Origin of the sequence: Paraburkholderia sp. J12, from assembly GCF_905220215.1 — a bacterium.
Lineage (GTDB): Bacteria > Pseudomonadota > Gammaproteobacteria > Burkholderiales > Burkholderiaceae > Paraburkholderia.
Genome location: NZ_CAJMZC010000011.1, coordinates 194,938 through 218,071 on the forward strand (window position 1 = coordinate 194,938; position 23,134 = coordinate 218,071).

23 protein-coding genes are annotated in these 23,134 nt (G+C 67.2%); 13 read left to right on the forward strand and 10 right to left on the reverse strand.

Translation table 11 applies throughout. From position 1 onward, the window contains the following. The first annotated feature begins 35 nt into the window (after positions 1–35). From kdpC to U5760_RS22660, 9 genes are all read left to right on the forward strand, one after another. Positions 36–626, forward strand: coding sequence for a potassium-transporting ATPase subunit KdpC (gene kdpC, locus U5760_RS22620; RefSeq protein ID WP_322014525.1), 591 nt, complete (start codon positions 36–38; stop codon positions 624–626). 166 nt (positions 627–792) lie between these two features. After that, entirely contained in the window at positions 793–3,720 is a 2,928-nt protein-coding gene (locus U5760_RS22625; protein ID WP_322014526.1) for a DUF4118 domain-containing protein, read from the forward strand. Next, entirely contained in the window at positions 3,713–4,411 is a 699-nt protein-coding gene (gene kdpE / locus U5760_RS22630) for a two-component system response regulator KdpE (protein ID WP_028226229.1), read from the forward strand. The genes U5760_RS22625 and kdpE overlap by 8 nt, the downstream gene beginning before the upstream one ends. A 106-nt stretch (positions 4,412–4,517) precedes the next feature. Next, the gene (sugE, locus tag U5760_RS22635) at positions 4,518–4,838 is read left to right on the forward strand and encodes a quaternary ammonium compound efflux SMR transporter SugE (RefSeq protein WP_028226230.1); all 321 of its coding nucleotides are present in this window, start codon (positions 4,518–4,520) and stop codon (positions 4,836–4,838) included. A 286-nt stretch (positions 4,839–5,124) separates the two neighbouring features. Further along, positions 5,125–5,739, forward strand: a complete 615-nt coding sequence (locus tag U5760_RS22640) for a DUF4126 domain-containing protein (protein ID WP_322014527.1) — start codon at positions 5,125–5,127, stop codon at positions 5,737–5,739. 146 nt (positions 5,740–5,885) lie between these two features. Beyond that, positions 5,886–8,393 (forward strand): ABC transporter permease, encoded by a 2,508-nt coding sequence (locus tag U5760_RS22645; RefSeq protein WP_322014596.1) that lies wholly within the window; start codon positions 5,886–5,888, stop codon positions 8,391–8,393. Between the two features lie 153 nt (positions 8,394–8,546). Further along, positions 8,547–8,957 (forward strand): group II truncated hemoglobin, encoded by a 411-nt coding sequence (locus U5760_RS22650; RefSeq protein WP_322014528.1) that lies wholly within the window; start codon positions 8,547–8,549, stop codon positions 8,955–8,957. Between the two features lie 121 nt (positions 8,958–9,078). Next, a complete protein-coding gene (locus U5760_RS22655; protein ID WP_322014529.1) occupies positions 9,079–9,810 on the forward strand; it encodes an alanyl-tRNA editing protein in 732 nt (243 codons plus the stop codon). After that, positions 9,807–10,403, forward strand: coding sequence for a DUF924 family protein (locus tag U5760_RS22660; protein WP_322014530.1), 597 nt, complete (start codon positions 9,807–9,809; stop codon positions 10,401–10,403). The genes U5760_RS22655 and U5760_RS22660 overlap by 4 nt, the downstream gene beginning before the upstream one ends. Here the strand turns inward: U5760_RS22660 and U5760_RS22665 are convergent. The 10 genes from U5760_RS22665 to U5760_RS22710 all read right to left on the reverse strand — a co-directional run bounded on the left by U5760_RS22665 (position 10,400) and on the right by U5760_RS22710 (position 18,302). Continuing rightward, positions 10,400–11,146 carry an SDR family oxidoreductase gene (locus tag U5760_RS22665; protein WP_322014531.1) on the reverse strand — a complete coding sequence of 249 codons (747 nt, stop codon included), beginning with the start codon at positions 11,144–11,146 and terminating at the stop codon, positions 10,400–10,402. The two genes, U5760_RS22660 and U5760_RS22665, sit on opposite strands and share 4 nt — an antisense overlap. Before the next feature lie 66 nt (positions 11,147–11,212). Then, positions 11,213–11,797, reverse strand: coding sequence for a TIGR00730 family Rossman fold protein (locus U5760_RS22670; protein ID WP_322014532.1), 585 nt, complete (start codon positions 11,795–11,797; stop codon positions 11,213–11,215). Continuing rightward, a complete protein-coding gene (locus tag U5760_RS22675) occupies positions 11,794–12,561 on the reverse strand; it encodes a TetR/AcrR family transcriptional regulator (RefSeq protein ID WP_322014533.1) in 768 nt (255 codons plus the stop codon). The genes U5760_RS22670 and U5760_RS22675 overlap by 4 nt, the downstream gene beginning before the upstream one ends. A 243-nt stretch (positions 12,562–12,804) precedes the next feature. Beyond that, positions 12,805–13,407: a diacylglycerol kinase gene (locus U5760_RS22680; protein ID WP_322014534.1), complete on the reverse strand. Its 603-nt coding sequence runs from the start codon at positions 13,405–13,407 to the stop codon at positions 12,805–12,807. 163 nt (positions 13,408–13,570) lie between these two features. After that, entirely contained in the window at positions 13,571–14,602 is a 1,032-nt protein-coding gene (locus tag U5760_RS22685) for a glycosyltransferase family 1 protein (protein ID WP_322014535.1), read from the reverse strand. 96 nt (positions 14,603–14,698) lie between these two features. Continuing rightward, positions 14,699–15,646 (reverse strand): UDP-2,3-diacylglucosamine diphosphatase, encoded by a 948-nt coding sequence (locus tag U5760_RS22690; protein WP_322014536.1) that lies wholly within the window; start codon positions 15,644–15,646, stop codon positions 14,699–14,701. A 198-nt stretch (positions 15,647–15,844) separates the two neighbouring features. Beyond that, the gene (locus tag U5760_RS22695) at positions 15,845–16,444 is read right to left on the reverse strand and encodes an RDD family protein (protein WP_322014537.1); all 600 of its coding nucleotides are present in this window, start codon (positions 16,442–16,444) and stop codon (positions 15,845–15,847) included. 70 nt (positions 16,445–16,514) lie between these two features. Then, on the reverse strand, positions 16,515–17,303 hold the full coding sequence (locus U5760_RS22700; RefSeq protein WP_322014538.1) for a DUF3106 domain-containing protein: 789 nt from the start codon (positions 17,301–17,303) through the stop codon (positions 16,515–16,517). Between the two features lie 16 nt (positions 17,304–17,319). Further along, entirely contained in the window at positions 17,320–17,742 is a 423-nt protein-coding gene (locus U5760_RS22705) for a DUF3619 family protein (RefSeq protein ID WP_322014539.1), read from the reverse strand. Beyond that, positions 17,739–18,302: an RNA polymerase sigma factor gene (locus tag U5760_RS22710; RefSeq protein ID WP_322014540.1), complete on the reverse strand. Its 564-nt coding sequence runs from the start codon at positions 18,300–18,302 to the stop codon at positions 17,739–17,741. Before U5760_RS22710 ends, U5760_RS22705 begins: the two co-directional genes overlap by 4 nt. A 507-nt stretch (positions 18,303–18,809) precedes the next feature. Here U5760_RS22710 and U5760_RS22715 point away from each other — a divergent pair. From U5760_RS22715 to U5760_RS22730, 4 genes are all read left to right on the forward strand, one after another. Next, on the forward strand, positions 18,810–20,594 hold the full coding sequence (locus U5760_RS22715) for an acetolactate synthase 3 catalytic subunit (protein ID WP_322014597.1): 1,785 nt from the start codon (positions 18,810–18,812) through the stop codon (positions 20,592–20,594). A 114-nt stretch (positions 20,595–20,708) separates the two neighbouring features. Further along, positions 20,709–21,200, forward strand: a complete 492-nt coding sequence (gene ilvN / locus U5760_RS22720) for an acetolactate synthase small subunit (RefSeq protein ID WP_028226244.1) — start codon at positions 20,709–20,711, stop codon at positions 21,198–21,200. A 100-nt stretch (positions 21,201–21,300) separates the two neighbouring features. Then, positions 21,301–22,317, forward strand: a complete 1,017-nt coding sequence (ilvC, locus tag U5760_RS22725; protein WP_028226245.1) for a ketol-acid reductoisomerase — start codon at positions 21,301–21,303, stop codon at positions 22,315–22,317. Positions 22,318–22,477: 160 nt separating this feature from the next. Next, positions 22,478–23,131, forward strand: a complete 654-nt coding sequence (locus U5760_RS22730; protein WP_322014541.1) for a phosphatidylserine decarboxylase — start codon at positions 22,478–22,480, stop codon at positions 23,129–23,131. Positions 23,132–23,134: the final 3 nt, after the last annotated feature.

The window sequence follows — 23,134 nt, forward strand, 5'->3', positions numbered from 1 at the left end:
GGTCTGACTGCACTCACGCACATTCGGGAAAGAACATGAAATCGCTGCAGTTTCGTTTAATACGCCCTCTCATCGTGATCTTCGCCGTGCTCGCGGCGCTCACGGGGCTCGCCTATCCGGCCGTGATGACCGCGTTCGGCCAGGCGGTGTTCCATCGCGAGGCCAACGGCAGTCTCGTCGAAGTGGATGGCAAGGTGGTGGGTTCCGAGCTGATCGGCCAGCAGTTCGATGCGCCCCAGTACTTCTGGGGCCGTCTCTCGGCCACCTCGCCGAATCCGTACAACGCGACGAGTTCGGGCGGCTCGAACCTCGGCCCGACCAACCCGGCGCTCGCCGATGAAGTCAAAGGCCGTATCGCCGCGCTCAAGGCCGCGGGCACCGACGTCTCGCAGCCGATTCCGGTCGACCTCGTGACGTCCTCGGGCAGTGGCCTCGATCCGGAAATTTCGCCGGCCGCCGCGGCCTATCAGGTCGAGCGCGTGGCGAAGGCGCGCCACCTGAGCCCGTCCGACGTGCAGGCGCTCGTGGACCGTTACACGAAGGGCCGCCAGTTCGGCGTGCTCGGCGAGGCGCGCGTGAACGTGCTCGAACTGAACCTTGCCCTCGACGGCAAGCAGGTCGGCTGATCGGCGCTTTCGATGGCCCGGTAGCGCCGCAGCATCCCCAACCGCACGCCGCGACCAGCGCGGCGTGCGGTTTGCCATTTCGGTGCCGCGGTGAGACGATCAGCATGACTCATCGTGTTGTTCCGGCGCGCGAACCACGCGGCGCCCAACCTGAAATCCGATCCGCATGAACCGTCCCGATCCCGACGAACTGCTAGACCGCCTCCAGCGCGACGAGGAAAAAGCCCGCCGCGGCAAGCTGAAGATTTTCTTCGGCGCATCGGCGGGCGTCGGCAAGACCTACGCGATGCTGCAGGCCGCGCGCCGGCACGCGGAGGAGGGCACCGACGTCGTGGTGGGCATCGTCGAGACCCATGGGCGCAGCGAGACCGCCGCGCTCACCGCCGGGCTCGACGTGCTGCCGCGCGCGCAGATCGCCTATCGCGGCCGCGCGCTCGACGAGTTCGATCTCGACGGCGCGCTCGCGAGGAAGCCGCAGCTCGTGCTCGTCGATGAACTCGCGCATTCGAACGTGGCCGGCGCGCGCCACATGAAGCGCTGGCAGGACGTGTACGAACTGCTCGACGCGGGCATCGACGTTTATACGACCGTCAACGTTCAGCACCTCGAAAGCCTGAACGACGTGGTGGGGCAGATTACGGGCATCCGCGTCTGGGAGACCGTGCCCGACCGCGTGTTCGATCGCGCCGACGAAGTCACGCTCGTCGATCTGCCCGCCGAGGAACTGCTCGACCGCATGCGCGACGGCAAGGTGTACATGCCGGCGCAAGCCGAGCGCGCGGTGCGCAACTTCTTTCGCAAGGGCAACCTGATCGCGCTGCGCGAACTGGCGCTGCGCCGCACGGCCGACCGCGTGGATGCACAGATGCGCGAGTACCGCGCCGACCGCTCGATCCAGCACGTGTGGCAGGCGCGCGAGCGTCTGCTGGTGTGCGTGGGGCCCGGTCCCGAGGCGAACGCGCTCGTGCGTGCCGCCGCGCGCCTCGCGGCCAGCCTCAAGGCCGACTGGATCGCGGTCTACGTCGAAACGCCGAAGCTCCAGCGCCTGCCCGACGCGACCCGCGAGCGAACGCTCGGTGCGCTCAAGCTCGCCTCGGAGATGGGCGCGGAGACCGCCACGCTCGCGGGCGAGGACGCGGCCACGACGCTCGTCGGTTACGCGCGGCTGCGCAACGTCTCGAAGCTCGTCGCGGGCGGCTCGCTGCGCACGGGTTTCGCGCGCTGGTGGCCCCGGCCGTTCGGCGAGCGTCTCGCGGAAAAGGCCGGCGACGTCGATCTCACGCTCGTGCGCGCCATGGCCGGCGACGCCGCCGTCTCCTCCTCGCGCGAGCTCTCCGGCGCGGGTGCCGCCGCGCGTGCGGCGAATGCCTGGCGCGACGCGCTCGCCGCCGGCGGCGCCCACCGCTCGCCGCCGCGTGCGTATGCCGCCGCGCTCGTGATCTGCGCCTGTATCACGTTGATCGCAAGCCAGCTGATCGACCGCATCGATCTCGCCAATCTGGTCATGCTGTACCTGCTCGGCGTGATCTTCACGGCGACGAAACTCGGGCGCGGTCCGGGCGTCTTGCTCTCGTTCGCGAGCGTGGCCGCCTACGACTTTTTCTTCGTGCCGCCGCGCATGTCGTTTTCGGTGAGCGATACGCAGTATCTGCTGACCTTCGTCGGCATGCTGCTCACCTCGCTCGTCATCAGCCACCTCACGTCGAGCCTGCGCCGCGAGGCGAGCGTCGCGCAGCGGCGCGAGCAGCGCACGGGCGCGATGTATGCGATGGCGCGCGAGCTCGCGGCGGCGCTCACCACCGAGCAGATCGTCGCGATCGGCAGCCGCCACGTGAGCGAGGTATTCGGCGCGCACGTGGCCATCCTGCTGCCGGACAGCGCCGACAAGATCCAGCAGAAGGTCGAAGAACCCGATCCGCAGATCATGCTCGACGCCGCGAGCCTCGACATCGACGTGGCCCAGTGGGTGTACGACCAGCAAAAGCCCGCGGGCCAGGGCACCGATACGTTGCCCGCGGCCACCGCGCGCTATCTGCCGCTCAAGGCGCCCATGCGCACGCGTGGCGTGCTCGCGGTGGTCACGCGCGATGCGCACGAGCTGCAGGTGCCCGAGCAGCAGCGCATGTTCGATGCGTTCGCGGCGCAGATCGCGCTCGCGCTGGAGCGCGTGCACTACGTGGAAATCGCGCGCGATGCGCTCGTCAACATGGAGTCGGAGCGCCTGCGCAACTCGCTGCTCTCGGCGATCTCGCACGACCTGCGCACGCCGCTCACGGCGATCGTCGGTTTTTCGTCGATGCTCGCGCAGACGTGGGAGGCGACGGGGGCGCCCGAGGATCCGCGTTCGGGCGAACTCGTCGAGTCGATTCACGACGAGGCGCTGCGCATGACCAGCATCGTCACGAACCTGCTCGACATGGCGCGGCTGCAGGCGGGCAGCCTCAAGCTGAACCGCCAGTGGACGCTGCTCGAAGAAACCGTGGGCGCGGCGCTGGCTGCCTGCCGGCGCGTGCTCGCGCGACACCCGGTGCAGGTGAAGCTGGAAGAGGGCTTGCCGCTGCTGCATCTGGACGCGGTGCTGATGGAGCGGCTTTTCTCGAACCTGCTGGAGAACGCCGCGAAGTACACGCCGTCCGACGCGCCGCTCGTCATCGGTGCGCGGCGCGTGGAGATGGGCGGCAACCCGTTCGTGCGCGTGACCATCGACGACCGCGGGCCGGGCTTGCCGCCCGGCATGGGCGAGCGCGTGTTCGAGAAGTTCACGCGCGGCGAGAAGGAGTCGGCCAAGCCCGGGATCGGCCTTGGGCTCGCCATCTGCCGCGCGATCGTCGAGGCGCACGGCGGTACAATCGGCGCGGGCAATCGCGTCGACAACGAGGGGCAGGTAGAGGGCGCATCGTTCTGGTTCGCGCTGCCCGTGGAGGCGCCGCCGCCATTGCCCGCCGACGGTGCCGAAGACGAAGCCGACGACAGCGAAGCCGCAGCCGCTCTTGCCACTGCCGCACGACTCGTCGACCAGGGCGCAGTGGCCGATGGCGCCGCTTCTGCCGCCCCCCATCTGAAACCTGCCGATTCGAAGCCTTCCCATGAGTGATCCTAACGTTGCCGTTGTCCTGATCGAAGACGAAAAGCAGATTCGCCGCTTCGTGCGGGCGTCGCTGGAAGGCGAGGGGATCGTCGTGCACGACGCCGAAACGGGCAAGCAGGGCCTGGTCGAAGCGGCCACGCGCAAGCCCGACCTCGTGATCGTCGATCTCGGGCTGCCCGATACCGATGGGCTCGATGTGATCCGCGAGCTGCGCGGCTGGAGCGATCTGCCGGTGATCGTGCTGTCGGCGCGCACCCAGGAAAGCGAGAAGGTGGCGGCGCTCGACGCCGGCGCCGACGACTATCTGACCAAGCCGTTCGGCGTGTCCGAACTGCTCGCGCGCATCCGCGCCCATCTGCGCCGGCGCAACCGCGGCGGCGCGAACGAGGAGCCGCAGGTGAGCTTCGGCGAGGTGACCGTCGATCTGGGGCTACGCCAGGTCACGCGCGCGGGCGCGCCGGTCCATCTGACCCCCATCGAATACCGGCTGCTCGCTACGCTCGTGCGCGATGCGGGCCGCGTGCTCACGCACCGGCAACTGCTGCGCGAGGTGTGGGGGCCGTCGCACGTGGAGAGCAGCCACTACCTGCGCATCTACATGGCGCACCTGCGCCAGAAGCTCGAACGCGACCCCGCGCAGCCCGAGCACATCGTCACCGAAACGGGCGTGGGCTACCGGCTGGTGGGCGTGCAGTGAGCAGGAAAAAGCGGGCGGCGGTATAATTACAAAACTGTAAGGACGACCTTGCAGTTTCTGCAGTTTCTTTAGTTCGGGGACGACCCCATTTTTCATGGAGCGTCCTATGTCCTGGTTTCTTCTCCTCATTGCCGGCCTGCTCGAAGTGGCGTGGGCCGCCGGCCTCAAGATGTCCGACGGATTTACGCGGCTGTGGCCGTCGGTCTTCACCCTCGTGACGGCGCTCGGCAGCTTCGGCCTGCTGGCGATGGCCATGCGGCAACTGCCGCTCGGCACGGCTTACGCCGTGTGGACGGGCATCGGCGCGGTGGGCGCGTTTATTTTCGGCATCGTCGCGATGGGCGAGACGCTTTCGGTCGCGCGCGTGGCGAGCGCGGCGCTCATCGTGCTCGGGCTCGTAGGCCTCAAGCTGACGTCGGCGGCCTGAGCGTGCTTGAGTGGACCCGATTGGACCCAATTGGACCCGATCGGGTGGCCGCATCTTCCCGTTTTTGAACGCAACGCCGCATTTTGCTGTTGCATCCGCAGCAATGCGGACTGCGGCGCTGCAAAAGGCGTGGCTATAATGGAACGGTCATAACCCGATCACACTCCGCGCCGCCGGCGCGGCGAGCGTCGGCGCCGCAGGGTACCGGGAGGGCCCCGGTCCCTCGATGCGCGGTCCTCGCCTGGCGGCGCCACGGCGCCTGGCCGCACCGCGCGAGGAGACAGCCATGCTGGAACCATTTTCGCTAGCTGCGGGCCTGTCGTGGGGCAGCGGCCTGCGCCTCTATCTCACGGTGTTCATGGCCGGCGTGATGCAGCGCCTCGGCCTGATCCATCTGCCCGACACGCTGGCCGTGCTCGCCTCGCCGTGGGTGATCGGCGTCGCCGCCGCGCTCACCGTGCTTGAATTCCTCGCCGACAAGGTCCCCGCGTTCGATTCGCTCTGGGACGCGCTCCATACCTTCATCCGCATTCCGGCCGGCGCCGTGCTCGCGGCCGGGGCGATGGGCCACGCCGATCCGGCCGTGCTGACCATCGCGGCGCTGGCGGGCGGCACGCTGGCCGGCACCGCGCACCTCGCCAAGGCCGGCACGCGCGCGCTCATCAACCTCTCGCCTGAACCTGTCTCGAACGTCGTCACGTCGAGCGCCGAAGACGGCCTGACCTTCGTGGGCCTCTTGCTCGCGTTCTTCGTGCCGTTGCTGTTCCTTTTGATGCTCGTAGCCTTTCTCGCGCTCGCCGCCTGGGCGCTGCCTCGCTTGTGGCGCGGCGTGCAGGGCGGTTTTCGGGGCATGGCCACGCATATGGTCTCGCGCCTTTCGCTGCGGAGCCGTCACGATTGAGCGTTCCTCCTCGTTCCACGCATTCGTCGTCTCCGCACAAGCCCGCGCGTAGCGAGGGCGGTCCTGGTGTGCAGCGCCCGCAGCCGGGTCCCGGTGCGGCGCATCGGCCGCCTGGGTTTTTCGACGTCGTTCGCCTTGCCGCCCGCATGACGGCGCGCGACTGGCGCGCCGGCGAACTGACGATGCTGCTGCTCGCGCTGGTGCTGGCCGTCGCGGCGCTCGCAAGCGTGGGTTTTCTCGCCGACCGGCTGGACCGGGGCCTCGAGCGCGATGCGCGTCGCATGATCGCCGCCGATTTTATCGTGCGCGCCGATCATCCCATCGATCCGATGTTCCTGCGCGAGGCGCAGTCGCTCGCGCTGCATACCGCGAACACGGCGATCTTTCCGAGCATGGTGGGCGCCGATGCGGCCAGCGGCCAGCCGCTGTCGAGGCTGGCGGCGATCAAGTCGGTATCGGCGGACTATCCGTTGCGCGGCGCGCTGCGCGTCGCTCCGGCCGCCGGCGCGCCCGATCGCGAGGCGCAGGGCATCCCGGCGCCCGGCACGGTCTGGGTGGACGACGAACTGCTCGACGCGCTCAAACTGCACGTGGGCAGCACCGTAAAGGTGGGCAACCGCAGCTTCGTGGTGAGCGCCGTGATTACGCGCGAGCTCGACCGCGGCTTCTCGTTCGTCAATTTCTCGCCGCGCCTGATGATGCGCGACGACGAACTCGCCTCCACGGGGCTCGTCACCTACGGCAGCCGCGTGACATACCGGCTGCTCGTCGCGGGCGCCGATCCCGCCGTCGCGCAGTTCGCGAAGTGGGCGCACGCGCGCGTGGACGGTGGCCAGATGCGCGGCGTCGGCCTCGAATCGCTGCACGACGGCCAGCCGCAGGTCAGACAGACGCTCGACCGCGCGCGCCATTTCCTCACGCTCGTTTCGCTCCTCACGGCGTTGCTCGCGGCCGTGGCGATCGCCATGGCCGCGCATCGCTACACGCGGCGGCATCTCGACAGCTGCGCCACCATGCGTTGCGTCGGCGCAAGCCAGCGCACGCTGCGTACGCTCTTCGTACTCGAATTCCTCGGGCTCGGGCTCGTGGGCGGCGCAGTGGGTGTGGTGCTCGGCTATGCGGGGCATTTCGCGCTGCTTGCCTGGCTCGGCAGCCTGATCTCCGTGCAGCTACCGTATCCGGGGCCGCTTGCCGCGCTCGAAGGTCTCGCGGCCGGCCTCGTGCTGTTGCTCGGCTTCGCCCTGCCGCCGCTCCTGCCGCTCACGCGCGTGCCGCCCGTGCGGGTGCTGCGCCGCGAGTGGGGCGAAGCGGGGCGCACGGCCTGGGCCGCCTATGGCGTGGGCATCGTGCTCTTTGCAGGACTCCTCGTGATCGCGGCGGGCGAGCTGAAGCTCGGCGGCATCGTCGCGGGCGGCTTCGCGATCGGCATGCTCGTGTTCGCGTGCGTGGCGCGACTCGCGCTCTGGGGCGCGGCGCGCCTCGCGCGCAGCGAGCGGCTGGGCGGCCAGGTGCGAGCGGGCGTGGGCTGGCGCTACGCGCTGGCGTCGCTCGAACGGCGCCCGGGCGCGAGCGCGTTGCAGATCACGGCGCTCGCCATCGGCCTCATGTGCCTTCTGCTGATCGCGATGACGCGCAACGACCTCGTCGACGGCTGGCGCAAATCGACCCCGCCCGACGCGCCCAACGAATTCCTCATCGACATCCAGCCCGACCAGCGCGACGCCGTGGCGGGATGGTTGCGCACGCATGGGTTCGCGGATATCGCGCTCGAGCCGATGGTGCGCGGCCGGCTCATCGCGATCAACGACAAGCCGGTGGACCCCGGGCACTTCAAGAGCGAGGATGCGCGGCGCCTCGTCGACCGCGAGTTCAATCTCTCGTACACGACGCAACTGCCCGACGACAATCGCATTACTGCGGGCACGTGGTACGGCGACTCCGGCGAGCCGCAGCTTTCGATCGAGGAGGGACTTGCGAAGCTGATCGGCGTGAAGACCGGCGACGTGCTCAAGTTCGACGTGACCGGTCTGGAGGTGAGCGCGCCCGTGACGAGCGTGCGCAAGCTCGACTGGGGCTCGTTCAAGGTGAACTTCTTCGTGCTGATGCCGCCGCCGTTGCTGCGCGACTTCCCGGCCACCTACATCACGAGCTTCCATTTGCCCGATGCGCAGCGCAACGTGGTCGATGGCCTCGTCGCGCAATATCCGAACGTCACGGCCATCGACATCGCGCCGATTCTCGCGCAGATCCAGCGCATGCTCGAACAGGTGATCGGTGCGGTGCAGTTCCTCTTCCTGTTCACGCTCGCGGCGGGCGTGCTCGTGCTCTACGCGGCGCTCGCGGGCACGCGCGACGAGCGCATGCGCGAGTCTGCGCTGTTGCGGGCGCTGGGCGCATCGCACGGGCAGGTGCGTGCGGTGCAGGTGGCGGAGTTCGTTGCCGTGGGCGCGCTCTCCGGGCTCATGGCGGCGGTCGGCGCGCAGGTGGTGGGCAACGTGCTCGCCACGCGTGTGTTCCAGTTCTATCTGCCGTTCGATCCGTGGCTTCTGCCCGCGGGCATTGCAGCGGGTGTGGTGTGCGCGGGCGTGGGCGGCTGGATCAGCCTGCGGCACGTGCTCGCGCGGCCCGCGCTGCAGTCGTTGCGCGACGCCTGAGCGCCGCGGGGAGCGAAACTCGCGGGCCTCGCAGGCCGCGCGGCCCGGCGTGCGCCGCTATGCGAAAATCGTGGCTTTCCCCCGCGCGTCTGGCACGTCCGGCACGTCTGGCGCGCGAGGGCAGCTCCCAACGTTTTTGCATCCATTTTCCGTATGACCGATTCAGCCGACGAAGCGCCGCAGCAACCCACGGCCTTCGAACTCGTCGGCGGCGAGGCCCGCGTGCGCGAGCTCGTCGACCGCTTCTACGACCTGATGGATCTCGAGGCCGATTTCGCGGGCATCCGCGCCCTGCATCCGCCTACGCTCGACGGCTCGCGCGACAAGCTGTTCTGGTTCCTGTGCGGCTGGCTGGGCGGCCCCGATCACTACATCGAACGGTTTGGCCATCCGCGCCTGCGCGCGCGCCATCTGCCGTTCGCGATCGCTTCGTCCGAGCGCGACCAGTGGCTGCGCTGCATGGCGTGGGCGATGGAAGACGTGGGCCTTGCCGAGCCGCTGCGCGAGCGCCTGCTGCACTCGTTTTTCGATACGGCCGACTGGATGCGCAACCGGCCGGGCTGACTGGCCCGGCAGGCGCACCGGTACAGTCCGGCCGTGGCGCCTGGCAGGTGCATTTGGGAACCTGCCAGGCGCCCCCGATAATGGGCCGAACCACAAGCTGGCATGGAAGGAGACTCGACGTATGACGACCAGGGCCTTGTTTCGCGAAGATGCCTATCTCACCCAGTGCGACGCAACCGTCGTCGCGGCGGGCGAGGACGGCGTGCTGCTGGACCAGACCGTGTTCTATCCGCTCGGCGGCGGCCAGGCCGGCGACACCGGCGCGCTGATCCTGGCCGACGGCACGCGCATCGCGATCGCCGACACGCGCAAGGCGAAGTTCGAAGGCGCCACGCCCGACGATGCCCTGCACGTGCCCGCGCCAGGCCAGGAGGCGCTGATCGCCCGCCTGCGCGCCGGCGAACCGGTGCGCGCGGAGATCGACTGGGCGCGGCGCCATCGGCACATGCGGCTGCATACGGCCAGCCACCTGATGTGCGCCGTGCTGCCGTACGCGGTGGACGGCTGCAGCATCACGACCGACTACGCGCGGCTCGACTTCGCGACCGTCGAGCCGATCGAGCGCGAGGACGTCGAAGCGCGGCTCGCGGCACTGGTGGCGGGGGCGCACCCGGTCGCCACCGAGTGGATCACCGACGAGGAAATGGCCGCGCGCCCCGAACTCGTACGCACGATGAGCGTGAAGCCGCCGATGGGCTTGGGCCGCGTGCGTCTGTTGCGTATCGAGAGCGTTGATTTGCAGCCCTGCGGCGGCACTCACGTGCGCAACACGAACGAGATCGGCGCGCTGCGCGTAGCGAAACTGGAGAAGAAGAGCGCCCGCACGCGGCGCCTCGTGCTGGAGTTTGCATGACGGAAGATACCGTCGATCCGCGTGCGCGCGAGGTGCTGGACTTCTGGTTCGGCGCAGCGGGTTCGGCGGAGTACGGCCGGCCGTGCAAGATGTGGTTCAGAAAGGACGAGGCGTTCGATGCGCAATTGCGCGAGCGCTTCGGCGCCGTGCTGGAGGCGGCGTGCGCGGGCGAACTCGACGCGTGGGCCGCGACGCCCGAGGGCTCGCTTGCGCTCGTGATCGTGCTCGACCAGTTCTCGCGCAACTGTCATCGCGGCACGCCGCGCGCGTTCGCCGCCGACGATCGTGCGCTGGCCCTCTCGCGGCAACTGGTGGCGAGCAGGGCGGATCGCGCGCTGCCTACGCTTTATCACCGTGTGTTCGTGTATTTGCCGTTCGAGCACGCCGAATCGGTGGAGGCGCAGCGCGAGTCGTTGCGGCTTTTCGGCGAGCTACGCCACGAGCCGGACGGCGAGGACTACTACGGTTACGCCGTGCGGCACGCGAAAGTGATCGAGCGTTTCGGGCGCTTTCCGCATCGCAACGCGCAACTGGAGCGCCCATCGAGCGAGGCCGAACTCGCCTTTCTGCGCGAGCCCGGCTCCGGGTTCTAGCGTCCGCCGCTCACGTCGACCAGCGCGCCGGTCACATACGACGCCGCATCGCTCAACAGCCAGACGATGGCCTCGGCCACTTCGTCGGCACCGCCCGGGCGCCCGAGCGGCGTCTGTACACCGAGCACGGCGGCCCGGTCGGGGCGACCGCCGCTCGCGTGAATGTCCGTATCGATGAGGCCCGGGCGCACCGCATTCACGCGCACCCCCTGCGGACCGAGTTCCTTGGCGAGACCGATCGTCATCGTGTCGATGGCGCCTTTCGATGCCGCATAGTCGATGTACTCGCCGGGCGAGCCGAGCCGCGACGCCGCCGACGAGACATTGACGATCGCGCCGCCCTCGCCGCCGCGGTCCTTCGACATGCGCCGCGCCGCTTCGCGCGCGCACAGGAACGCGCCGTACACGTTCACGTCGAACATGCGCTTCAGGCGCCCGGCGCTCATGTCGGCGAGCGAGGTGGACGGCGCGACGATGCCCGCGTTGTTGACGAGCGCGTCGATGCGGCCATAAGCGTGTTCGAGTGCGTCGAACATCGCGATCACATCGGTTTCGTTCGCGACGTCGCCGTGCAGCACGCGCGCATGGCCGCCCGCGCGGCCGACTTGCGCCGCGGTTTCCCCGGCAGCCGGTTCGTTATGCTGATAATTCACGCCCACGGTCCAGCCGCGCGCGCCGAGCAGCCGGGCGGTCGCCCGGCCGATGCCGCGGCTCGCGCCCGTGATCAGGACAACCTTGCTCATCGGTGTACCCCGTTGATTGACGGTGGATTCGGCGCGCGCCGCCGGACGATCAATGCCTCGCGCGCTTTAGACGTTCTCGCGCGCGCTGGACCACTTGTCCTGCGCGGGCGCGTGGTAGCGCTGGAGCTTGTCGATCAGCGCGGCCGGATCGCTGTCGATCTGGAGCAGATCGAAGTAGGTCTGGCGCATGAAGCCTTCGGTGACGGTGTGCCGGAGCAGCGCGATGAGCGGGTCGTAGAAGCCGTCGATGTTGAGCACCGCGACCGGCTTGTGGTGATAGCCGAGCTGCGCCCACGTATAGACCTCGAACAGCTCTTCGAGCGTGCCCGCGCCGCCCGGCAGCGCGACGAACGCGTCCGAGAGGTCGGCCATCATCTTCTTGCGGTGGTGCATGTCGGGCACGACGTGCAGCTCCGAGAGACCATCGTGGCCCACTTCCTTGTTCACGAGCAGTTCGGGAATCACGCCGATCGCGCGGCCGCCTTCGGCCATCACGGTGTCGGCGATCACACCCATCAGGCCCACCTTGCCGCCGCCGTAGACGAGGCCGAGGTCGGCCGCGACCAGCGCGCGGCCGAAGGCCTGCGCCGCCTGCGTGTAGATCGGGCTGGCTCCGTGCGAGGAGCCGCAATAGACGCAGACGGCCTTCATTCGCGCACGTCCTTCGTGTCCCGCACGGCGCCGCGCGCCGTACCCGCCGCGGCTCCTGCTGCCCCGGCCGCGCCGTCGCGCGGCGGCAGGTAGTCGTAGAACTCGCGCTTGGCGAGTTTGCCCGAGACGAGGTCGTCGAAGAGCTGGCGGGCCCGCCCGCGCAGGTACGGCGCCATCAGCGAAACGATCTGCACGCTCACCTGGTGGAGTTCGTCGCGGATCGCTTCCTGGTCGTTGTACTTGCGCGGGTTCATCACGAACTGGTAGGAGAGCCAGTAGGTGGCGATCACGCCGATGTTGGTCGCGATCACGGCGATCTCGGCGGGCGTGGCCACCATTTCGCCGTCGGCCTGGAGCTGCTCGCAGAACTGCTTTGCGAAGTGGACCTTGTGGCTGATGATCTGCTTGAAGTGCATCTCCAGCGTGCGGTTGCGCGCGAGCAGATCATTCAGGTCGCGATAGAGAAAGCGGTAGCGCCAAGTGAAATCGACCATGTACTGCAGATAGGCCCACATTTCGTCGATGGTGGCGCGGTGGTCGTCCGGGAAGCGCAGACGCTTTTCGATCTCCTGCTCGAACTGGCCGAAGATGCTGTTGATGATGTCGTCTTTGTTGCGGAAGTGGTAGTACAGGTTGCCTGGACTGATCTCCATTTCCTCGGCGATGGTCGTCGTGGTGACGTTCGGCTCGCCAATCTCGTTGAACAGCTTCAGCGAGAGTTCGAGAATCCGTTCGCGTGTACGGCGGGGAGTTTTGGCTTCCATGTCGTCCGGCCCTGAAAGTGCCGGGCTTGCGCGCTGCTGCAAGGTCGCTGCTGCGTGGATTGCCCGGACGCGGTTGGTCTTGTTTTAGGGCCGGTTTATGCGGAATCGGCGTGAAATCGGCACGAGCGGGCCCTAAGACTATCGTTCGATTATAAACCGACGATTCGACCCGTAAGAGCCGGTAAGCGCCCGCGGCAAGCACGGTGTCCGGCGCGCGGGCGCGCCGGAGCGAGGGGGCAGGGTTTACAGCGAGGCGAGCCGGGCGAGAAGCGGCGGCCCGAAAAGGGGCACGAGGATCAGCCCCCAGGTCATCACGCAGAACGCGAGCGCCACCGTGACGGCCGCGCTGCCGAGGTCCTTGGCGCGCCGGGAGAGCTCGTTGCGCTCGAGGCCGATGCGGTCGATGGCGTTTTCGATGCTCGAATTGATGAGCTCGACGATCAGCACCAGCATGACCGAGCCGAGCAGCAGCACGCGCGCGACGGGCTCGACCGGCACGAAGAGCGCGATCGGCACGAGGATGGCCGCGAGCGTCAGCTCCTGGCGAAAGGCGCTTTCCTCGCGGATCGCCACGCGAAAGCCCGCAATCGAATTCTTGAGCGCGTGCCAGGCGCGCGTGAGGCCCCGGTTGCCCTTGTACGGATTGAACGGGGGCGGCGCGAGCGGATCGTCGGGGCCGAGCGGTTCGTGGGGCTCGTGCGGATCGGCGCTTTCCGCGGCGTCATGGTGCGAGAGCGGCGGCTGCGGCAACTCGTTCACCGCGCCCGTATGCAGCGGCACGGCCCGGACCACGGCAGCGGCGGCGCCTTGAGCGGAGCTTGAGGGGGAAGGAGAACGTGACGGCATGGCGGTGCGGGTAGAGCTGCCAGTATCGCACGCCGCGTCCGGCGCTGGGCCGGGCGCGGCGGGGTGTTTCACTGGATGCGCCGGGTCCGCGGGCGGGTCCCGCGAATCGTCGGCGGCGGGCACGCGCGCAATCGAAGGCCGGGTCATGGAGCGCCTCCCGGCCTCAGGCAGCGGCGCTCGATTCCTGCATGGTCGCGCGCGGCCGCGGCTTCAGGTGCGAGGCGAACTGCTCGGACGCCGCGCGCCACGAGAACCGTTCGGCCCAGGCGCGCGCCGTTGCGCGATCGATCTTGAGCGCTTCGAGGCAGGCCTCGCGCAGGTCTTCGTTCATCGCGCCCGCATGGCCCGTGCCGAGCACGTCGATCGGGCCCGTCACCGGGTAAGCGGCGACCGGCGTGCCGCACGCGAGGGCTTCGAGCAGCACGAGGCCGAAGGTGTCGGTGCGGCTCGGGAACACGAAGACGTCGGCGGCTGCATAGACCTTCGCCAGTTCGGGCTGGCTCAGGACACCCAGGTAGTTCGCCTGGGGATAGCGCGACTTCAGCTCGGCGAGCGCGGGGCCTTCGCCGCACACCCATTTCGAGCCCGGCAGGTCGAGCTTGAGGAACGCTTCGACGTTCTTCTCCACGGCCACGCGGCCCACATAGAGGAAGATCGGGCGCGCGGTGTTGAGCACCTTCGAGTCCATCGGCTGGAAGATGTCGAGGTCCACGCCGCGCGTCCACAGCACGACGTTCGTGAAGCCGAATTTTTCGAGGTCGGCCTTCACGACGGGCGTGGGCGCCATCACCGCGAGCGAGGGCTTGTGGAACCAGCGCAGGAAGCGGTAGGTGGCCGACAGCGGAATGCCGAAACGCGCCTGCACGTACTCGGGAAAGCGCGTGTGATAGGCGGTCGTGAAGGGCAGGTCGTGCTTGATCGCGTACTCGCGCGCGGCGAGGCCGAGCGGGCCTTCGGTGGCGATGTGCAGCGCGTCGGGACCGAACGCTTCGATGCGCTTGCGCAGATGGCGCTTCGGGAGCAGCGAGAGACGAATTTCCGGGTAGGTCGGGCACGGGATCGTGCGGAATTCGAGCGGCGTGAGCAGCTCCACCTGATGCCCGAGCGCAATCAGCTCACGCGTGGTGTTCTTCAGCGTACGTACCACGCCGTTGACCTGCGGCTCCCATGCATCGGTCACGATCATTACTTTCATCGGTCGTCGGCCCTCTGATATTGCAGTTGTTCGCGCCCCGCGAGGGGGCAGGGGGCGAGCCGCGTACAGTGCGAGGCTCGCCGGTGCGCTACGGGGTCAGGCGCTCACGCGCGCCTTGCGCGTCGAAACCTGTGCCTCCGGGGCCTGCATCACCGTCCAGTAGACGATGCGCAGTTCGCCCTCGAAGGTCTCGACGAGCGCGGAGAGGCTTTCCACCCAGTCGCCGTCGTTGCAGTACAGCACGCCGTCGATGTCGCGGATTTCGGCCTTGTGGATGTGGCCGCAGACCACGCCGTCGCAGCCGCGGCGGCGCGCTTCGTCGGTCATCACGCGCTCGAACGACGAGATGAAGTTCACGGCGTTCTTCACCTGGTGCTTGAGGTACTGCGAGAGCGACCAGTACTGGAAGCCGAGCTTTGCGCGGACGCGGTTGAACCAGCGGTTGAGCACGAGGATCACCGTGTAGGCCGAGTCGCCGAGGTACGCGAGCCACTTGGCGTGCTGGATCACGCCGTCGAAGAGGTCGCCGTGCACGACCCACAGGCGCTTGCCGGCGAGCGTCGTGTGGAACGCTTCCTCGCGCACGTGGATGTCGCCGAACGCGAGGTTGCAGAACTGGCGCGCCGCTTCGTCGTGATTGCCCGGGATGTACACGACCTGAGTGCCCTTGCGCGCCTTGCGCAGCACCTTCTGCACGACGTCGTTGTGCGCCTGCGGCCAGTACCAGCCCTTCTTCAGCTGCCAGCCGTCGATGATGTCGCCGACGAGGTACAGGTACTCCGACTCGTTATGACGCAGGAAATCGAGCAGGTAGTTGGCCTGGCAGCCGTTCGAGCCGAGGTGGATGTCGGAGAGCCAGATGGTGCGGTAGCGATGCGGGGCGGGGTGATCGTCGTCGTGGGGGCCGGTGGCTGTCGAATCGGAGAGCGGCAGCGGCGGAGAGGAAAAGGTGGCGCCGCCTGGACCTGGGCTGAAAGCCGTAGGGTCGGTGGCCGGTCCGGTGGTCTGCCGGAAGAGGGGAGTCGCGGTCGGGTTCTGGGCCATGGCTCGCGCGGCGGGTTTGCAATACGCGCATTGCGCCATGTGGCCGTGACGGTGCCGTGACAGTCACAAGATGTTCTTGTTACGCACTCCTGCCCGGTTGCGCGGCGTCGGCGCGAGGCCCCGCCGGCGCTCGCGGCGAGCGGAAATGACCGCGCCCTGGCCCCGGACGCGATGCGGGCGAGGGGGCCGCGCGGGGCGCTACTGTGGCGCGCGCGGCACAGCGACGATGCGTGTGCCCGCGATGCGATCGTGCAGGAACTGGCGCTGCGCGTCGAAGCGGGCGCTGGCGGTCCACAGGGCGAACCAGACGATCTCGAGCAGCAGCGTGCGCGGGATCGAGAGACCGAAGAGCGGATGCAGCGCGAGCGGCGGCAGGAACCAGAGCCAGGCGGCGAGGTAGCGCAGCGTCGCGCGCGCGACGGTGGGCGGCGCGCCATCGGGACCGACCACGCGCATGCGCCAGGTCTTCATGGGCAGCGTCTGGCCGCCGCGGTGCCAGAAGCCGACGAAGTACGCCGCGGCGACCACGGCGATCCACGCCGACATCAGGTGATGGTAGGCGAGGCCGTTGCGCTGCTGGAGCACGAGGCTGAATGCGAGTCCCGCGAGGAAGATCACGCCGAACAGCAACACGCTTTCGTAGAGCAGCGCGGCGAGACGACGGCGGATCGTCGGGGCGGCGGGCGGCTGTGTGGCTGCGCCGACTTCTGAAGAAGCCGCTCGAGGAGTTTGCTGAGCTACGGCGATGGCGGGCTCGGTCACGGCGGCGTCGGAAAAGGGACGGGACGCCTCAAGCATACCCGCGAGCCCGGGCAGCGGCATACCGGGATTACGCGGGGAACCTGCGACAGAACGGAAACCGGGGGGCTTACGAGCCCTTGAACAGTGCCGGGGCTTCGGCGGGCGAAACCGGAATCGGCGTGGCCGGCACGAAGCTCGCCGCCGAGGGGATGCCCGCCATGGCGGGCGCCGGCTCGGTCATCGCGCCGGGCGTGGAGGCGGGTGCCGGGGCCGCGCCTGAAGCGGCCGGCGCCGAAGCGGGGTTATGCGGCTGGCTGCGGCGATCGCGCTCGTCGACGAGGCGCTCGATGTCGCGGATCTCGCTCTTGCTGCCCGACGGCGGCGCGCTGACGACGGTGCGACGCTTGCGCTCGGTCGCGGCCAGTTTTGCCTTCTGCTCGGGCGAGAGCTCCTGGTAGTCTTTCCACGCGCGCTGGCGGGCCTGCGGCGGCAATTCCTTGGATGCCTGGTAGTTCTCGCGCGCGACGCGGCGCTGCTCGGGCGTCATGCGGACCCACTCGGACATGCGGTCGTGCAGGCGCTTTTGCGCATCCGGCGACATCTTCGGATAACGCGCGGCGATTTTCAGCCATTTGCGCTTGCGTTCGTCGCTGAATCGGTCCCATTCGGTCGCGAACGGCGCGAGCGCGGTGCGCTGGTCGTCGGTGAGGCGCGCCCAGGCGAGCGGATCCTTGCGACCGGGCAGCGGTGCGAACGCCGTGGCGATCGAGGTTTCGACGGAAGGGCCGCTGGCCGGCGCGCTGACCGCGGCGCCGGACGTTTCTTCAGGGTGAAAGCGCGGATATGTCGCCACATACGACACGACTGCCGCGACCACCGATCCTATCACTACGGCCAGGCCGCGCTTGTAACTCACCCCGCGAGTCTCCCGGTTAGTGCGAACGCGACAGGTACGCGTTGAAACCGTGATCGAGATACGCGGTGAGCGGCAAATCGTCGCTCAGCATGGCGGCGTCGATATCGGCAAGCTCGGCCGTGTGCTGCTGATCCTCGAAGTACGCGATGGCGAAGAGGCCCGCCACCAGCGCGGCGAGCGGCCAGGCCAGCGCGAGGCGCTTGAGCGGCGAGCGGCGGCGAGGCGCCGCCGGCGCGTCCAGCGAGCCGGGCAGGCCCGCGGCGGCGAGCGACGGCACGCGCACCAGCACTGGCTCGGTCTTCTTGCGCGCGAGCGCGCTCCGGCGGGCGGTGGCGAGGCGATCGGTCGTGGAGGCGGGCAGACTGGCGGCACTCTCGTCGAGGGCACGGCGCAGTTCCCGCACGAACTCTAGTTCTTTGTTTTCGAGAGCGGAACTCATAGCGTGATTCCTTTTGCCTTGAGTGCTTGTGCCAGCGTGTGGGTGGCCCGCGAGCAGTGCGTTTTCACGCTGCCTTCGGAGCAGCCCATTGCGGCGGCAGTCTCGGCGACATCCATATCTTCCCAGTAACGCATCAGAAACGCCTCCCGTTGACGTGCCGGTAATTTCTGGATTTCCTGGTCGATCAGATTGAGGACCTGTTCTCGTTCGAGTTGTTGTTCGCTGCTCTCCGCGCCGATGGTGCCGTTCTGTGCCTCGAAGGTCTCCAGCGGGTCGAATTCGTCGTCGTCGGCGTTGCCGAGCGACGAAAACAGGCTCACCCAGGTATTGCGTACTTTTTGCCGACGAAAAAAATCATGCGTCGTGTTTTGCAGGATGCGCTGGAAGAGGAGGGGCAGTTCGGCGGCGGGGCGGTCTCCGTATTTTTCGGCGAGCTTGATCATCGCGTCCTGCACGATGTCGAGCGAGGCGTCGTCGTCCCTCACGGCGTAGACCGTCTGCTTGAACGCGCGTCTCTCGACGCCCGCCAGAAAATCGGCGAGTTCCTTGTCTGATGCCATCCGTTGCAGGGCGCCGCCACCAGAGCGTACGCGTAATCGTTCGAAAAATGTCGTAAAACTCGCGGATGCTAGCAAATTTTCGCGTCCACGGGGTGATGACGCGGCCAGACAATCCGTCAGGCGTCGTGTTGGCGATGCCCGGTGCTTCCGTCCCGGCCGACCGTCCGGACCCGCCCGGGCCCCGTGTGGCGGCGAAGTGGAGGCCGGGCGTCCAATGCCAGCCCCCCGGGGCGAGCCTCACAAAATTCCGCAAAAATCCATCGGACCCGCACGCAAAGCGCACAAAAGTCGGGCCACTCGCAACGCGCGTGCCCGCCATGGCAAGAATCGCTTGACCGTCGGGGCATGACCCGCTATCTTCGACGGTTCGCAACATAAGTGACCTGTCTCAATTCGGGTGTGGCCCAAGAAGCTCACCTGTCAACTGGACGCGCCGCTTGAACCCGAGCCACAAGCCCGGCAGAGAGCACCCGATCAATTTTTTGCCGAAAATTCGAAAGGTGAATGATGAATATGCCCAGCGCGGAATTCTCCACGTCGGTTCCCCCTTCTTCACACGAATCTGACCCTCATGGCCATCAAGGCCAGTCCATCGGCGCGACCGTGCTGATGAAAGCGCTCGCTGACGAGCAGGTCGAATTCGTCTGGGGTTATCCCGGCGGCTCGGTACTCTACATCTACGACGAGCTGTACAAGCAGGACAAGATTCAGCACGTGCTCGTGCGCCACGAACAGGCAGCCGTGCACGCGGCCGATGCCTATTCCCGTTCCACCGGCAAGGTGGGCGTGTGTCTCGTGACCTCGGGCCCGGGCGTCACCAATGCGGTGACCGGCATCGCGACGGCCTATATGGACTCGATCCCGATGGTGATCATCAGCGGCCAGGTGCCGACTGCCGCCATCGGCCAGGACGCCTTCCAGGAGTGCGACACCGTGGGCATCACGCGCCCGTGCGTGAAGCACAACTTCCTCGTGAAGGACGTGCGCGACCTCGCGGCCACCGTCAAGAAAGCTTTTTACATTGCGCGCACCGGCCGTCCCGGCCCCGTGCTGATCGACATTCCGAAGGACGTGTCGAAAACGCCGTGCGCGTACGAACCGGTCAAGAACGTGGCGCTGCGTTCGTACAACCCGGTCACGAAGGGCCACTCGGGGCAGATCCGCAAGGCGGTGTCGCTGCTCCTCACGGCCAAACGTCCGTATATCTACACCGGCGGCGGCATCATCCTCGCCGATGCGGCGCGCGAACTGAACCAGTTCGCCGATCTGCTCGGCTACCCGGTCACGAACACGCTGATGGGGCTGGGCGGCTATCGCGCGAGCGACCGCAAGTTCCTCGGCATGCTCGGCATGCACGGCACCTACGAAGCCAACATGGCGATGCAGCACTGCGACGTGCTGATCGCGATCGGCGCGCGCTTCGACGACCGCGTGATCGGCGACCCGGCGCACTTCGCTTCGCGTCCGCGCAAGATCATTCACATCGACATCGACCCGTCGTCGATCTCGAAGCGCGTGAAGGTCGATATCCCCATCGTCGGCGACGTGAAGGAAGTGTTGAAGGAGCTCATCGAGCAGCTTCAGCACGCCGAGCACGGTCCCGATACCGAGGCGCTCGCCGCCTGGTGGAAGGACATCGAAGGCTGGCGCGAGAAGAACTGCCTGAAGTTCGACCGCAAGAGCGACATCATCAAGCCGCAGTTCGTGGTGGAGAAGGCGTGGGAGCTCACGGGCGGCAACGCGTTCGTCTGTTCGGACGTGGGCCAGCACCAGATGTGGGCCGCGCAGTTCTACCGCTTCAACCAGCCGCGCCGCTGGATCAACTCGGGCGGCCTCGGCACCATGGGCTTCGGCCTGCCGGCGGCGATGGGCGTGAAGATGGCCCACCCCGACGACGACGTGCTGTGCATCACGGGCGAAGGCTCGATCCAGATGTGCATTCAGGAGCTGTCGACCTGCAAGCAGTACGACACGCCCGTGAAGATCATTTCGCTGAACAACCGCTACCTCGGCATGGTTCGCCAGTGGCAGCAGATCGAATACAGCAAGCGCTATTCGCATTCGTACATGGATGCGCTGCCGGACTTCGTGAAGCTCGCCGAGGCTTACGGCCACGTGGGCATCCGCGTCGAGAAGACCGCGGACGTCGAGCCCGCGCTCAAGGAAGCGCTGCGACTGAAGGACCGCACGGTGTTCCTCGATTTCCAGACCGACCCTTCCGAAAACGTCTGGCCGATGGTTCAGGCCGGCAAGGGCATCACCGAGATGCTGCTCGGTTCGGAAGACCTGTAACGGTATTTGAACGGCGCCGCTCCGACCTCGCGCGGCACGCGTCCACACAACGGGCGCGCGGGTTCGCGGGGAAGGGCGGCAACACGCTCAACGGGATAAATCGCGGAACACATCATGAGACACATCATTTCCGTTTTGCTGGAAAACGAGCCGGGCGCGCTTTCGCGCGTGGTCGGCCTCTTCTCCGCACGCGGCTACAACATTGAAACCTTGACGGTGGCGCCGACCGAAGACCGTTCGCTGTCGCGCATGACCATCGTTTCCATTGGCTCGGACGACGTGATCGAACAGATCACGAAGCATCTGAACCGCCTGATCGAGGTGGTGAAAGTGGTCGACCTGACCGAGGGCGCCCACATCGAGCGCGAGCTGATGCTGATCAAGGTAAGGGCGGTCGGCAAGGAGCGTGAAGAGATGAAGCGGATGGCGGACATCTTCCGCGGCCGTATCATCGACGTCACCGAGAAAACCTACACGATCGAGCTGACGGGTGCGAGCGACAAGCTCGACGCGTTCATCGAAGCGATCGACGCCGCCGCGATTCTGGAGACCGTCCGTACGGGCGGCTCGGGCATCGGGCGCGGAGAGCGCATTCTGAAGGTGTGACGACACCTCGCCATTCGTCAGATTCAGTCAGATTCAGTCAGATTCACACGAGCAGCAGTACCGAATTTCTCAATTTTTGTATTCTCGCCAGGGAACCACCATGAAAGTTTTCTACGACAAGGACGCCGACCTCTCCCTCATCAAAGGCAAGCAGGTCACCATCATCGGTTACGGCTCGCAGGGCCACGCCCACGCGCTGAACCTGAAGGACAGCGGCGTGAACGTGACCGTCGGCCTGCGTAAGGGCGGCGCTTCGTGGAGCAAGGCCGAGAACGCCGGTCTCGCCGTCAAGGAAGTGGGCGAAGCCGTCAAGAACGCCGACGTCGTGATGATGCTCCTGCCCGACGAGCAGATCGCCGACGTGTACGCGAAGGAAGTGCACGCCAACATCAAGAACGGCGCCGCGCTCGCGTTCGCGCACGGCTTCAACGTCCACTACGGCCAGGTGATCCCGCGAGCCGATCTGGACGTCATCATGATCGCCCCGAAGGCGCCGGGCCACACCGTGCGCGGCACGTACTCGCAAGGCGGCGGCGTGCCGCACCTGATCGCAGTGGCCCAGGACAAGTCGGGCGCGGCGCGTGACATCGCCCTCTCGTACGCAGCGGCCAACGGCGGCGGCCGTGCCGGCATCATCGAAACGAACTTCCGCGAAGAAACCGAAACCGACCTGTTCGGCGAACAAGCCGTGCTGTGCGGCGGTACGGTCGACCTCATCAAGGCCGGCTTCGAAACGCTGGTGGAAGCGGGCTATGCGCCGGAAATGGCGTACTTCGAGTGCCTGCACGAACTGAAGCTGATCGTCGACCTGATCTACGAAGGCGGCATCGCGAACATGAACTACTCGATCTCGAACAACGCCGAGTACGGCGAGTACGTGACGGGTCCGCGCGTGATCACGGCCGAAACGAAGAAGGTCATGAAGGAAGTCCTGAAGGACATCCAGACCGGCGAATACGCGAAGAGCTTCATTCTCGAGAACAAGGCCGGCGCGCCGACGCTGCAATCGCGCCGCCGCCTGACGGCCGAGCACCAGATCGAGCAGGTCGGTGCGAAGCTGCGCGCGATGATGCCGTGGATCGCGAAGAACAAGCTCGTCGACCAGTCGAAGAACTAATCCGACGTTGCGCCGCAGGCGGCGGCCGGCTTCCTTTCGGGCTGAATCAGCGCGGGGAAGCCGCCGCGCCGCCGCGATTTCACACAAAAGCCGCCCAGGTGGGATGAACCCTGGGCGGCTTTTGCTATCCTACGGTTTTTAAAAAAACACCGAAGCCACCATGAATTACCCTCATCCGATCATCGCCCGCGAAGGCTGGCCGTTCATCGCCCTTGCTGCCGTCGTGGCGCTCGTGATCCATGCAATCGCAGGGTTCGGCCTCGCGTGGCCGTTCTGGCTCATCCTCATCTTCGTCGTGCAGTTCTTCCGCGATCCGCCGCGGCCCATCCCGACCCAGGCGAACGCCGTGCTGTGCCCGGCCGACGGCCGCATCGTCGCCATCGAAACGGCGCACGACCCGTATGCGAACCGCGAAGCGCTCAAGATCAGCGTGTTCATGAACGTGTTCAACGTGCACTCGCAGCGCTCGCCGGTGGATGGCGCGGTCTCGAAGGTCGAATACTTCCCCGGCGCCTACCTGAACGCCGCCATCGACAAGGCTTCGACCGAGAACGAGCGCAATGCCGTCGTCCTCACGATGGCCGATGGCACCGTGGTGACGTCGGTGCAGATCGCGGGCCTCATCGCGCGCCGCATTCTGTGCTACGTGCGCTCGGGCGAGCCGCTCTCGCGCGGCCAGCGCTATGGCTTCATCCGCTTCGGCTCGCGCGTGGACGTGTACCTGCCCGTGGGCAGCCGCCCGCGTGTGTCGATCGGCGAGAAGGTGTCCGCGTCCTCGACGATCCTCGCCGAACTGCAAACGCAATCGGCCTAAGGA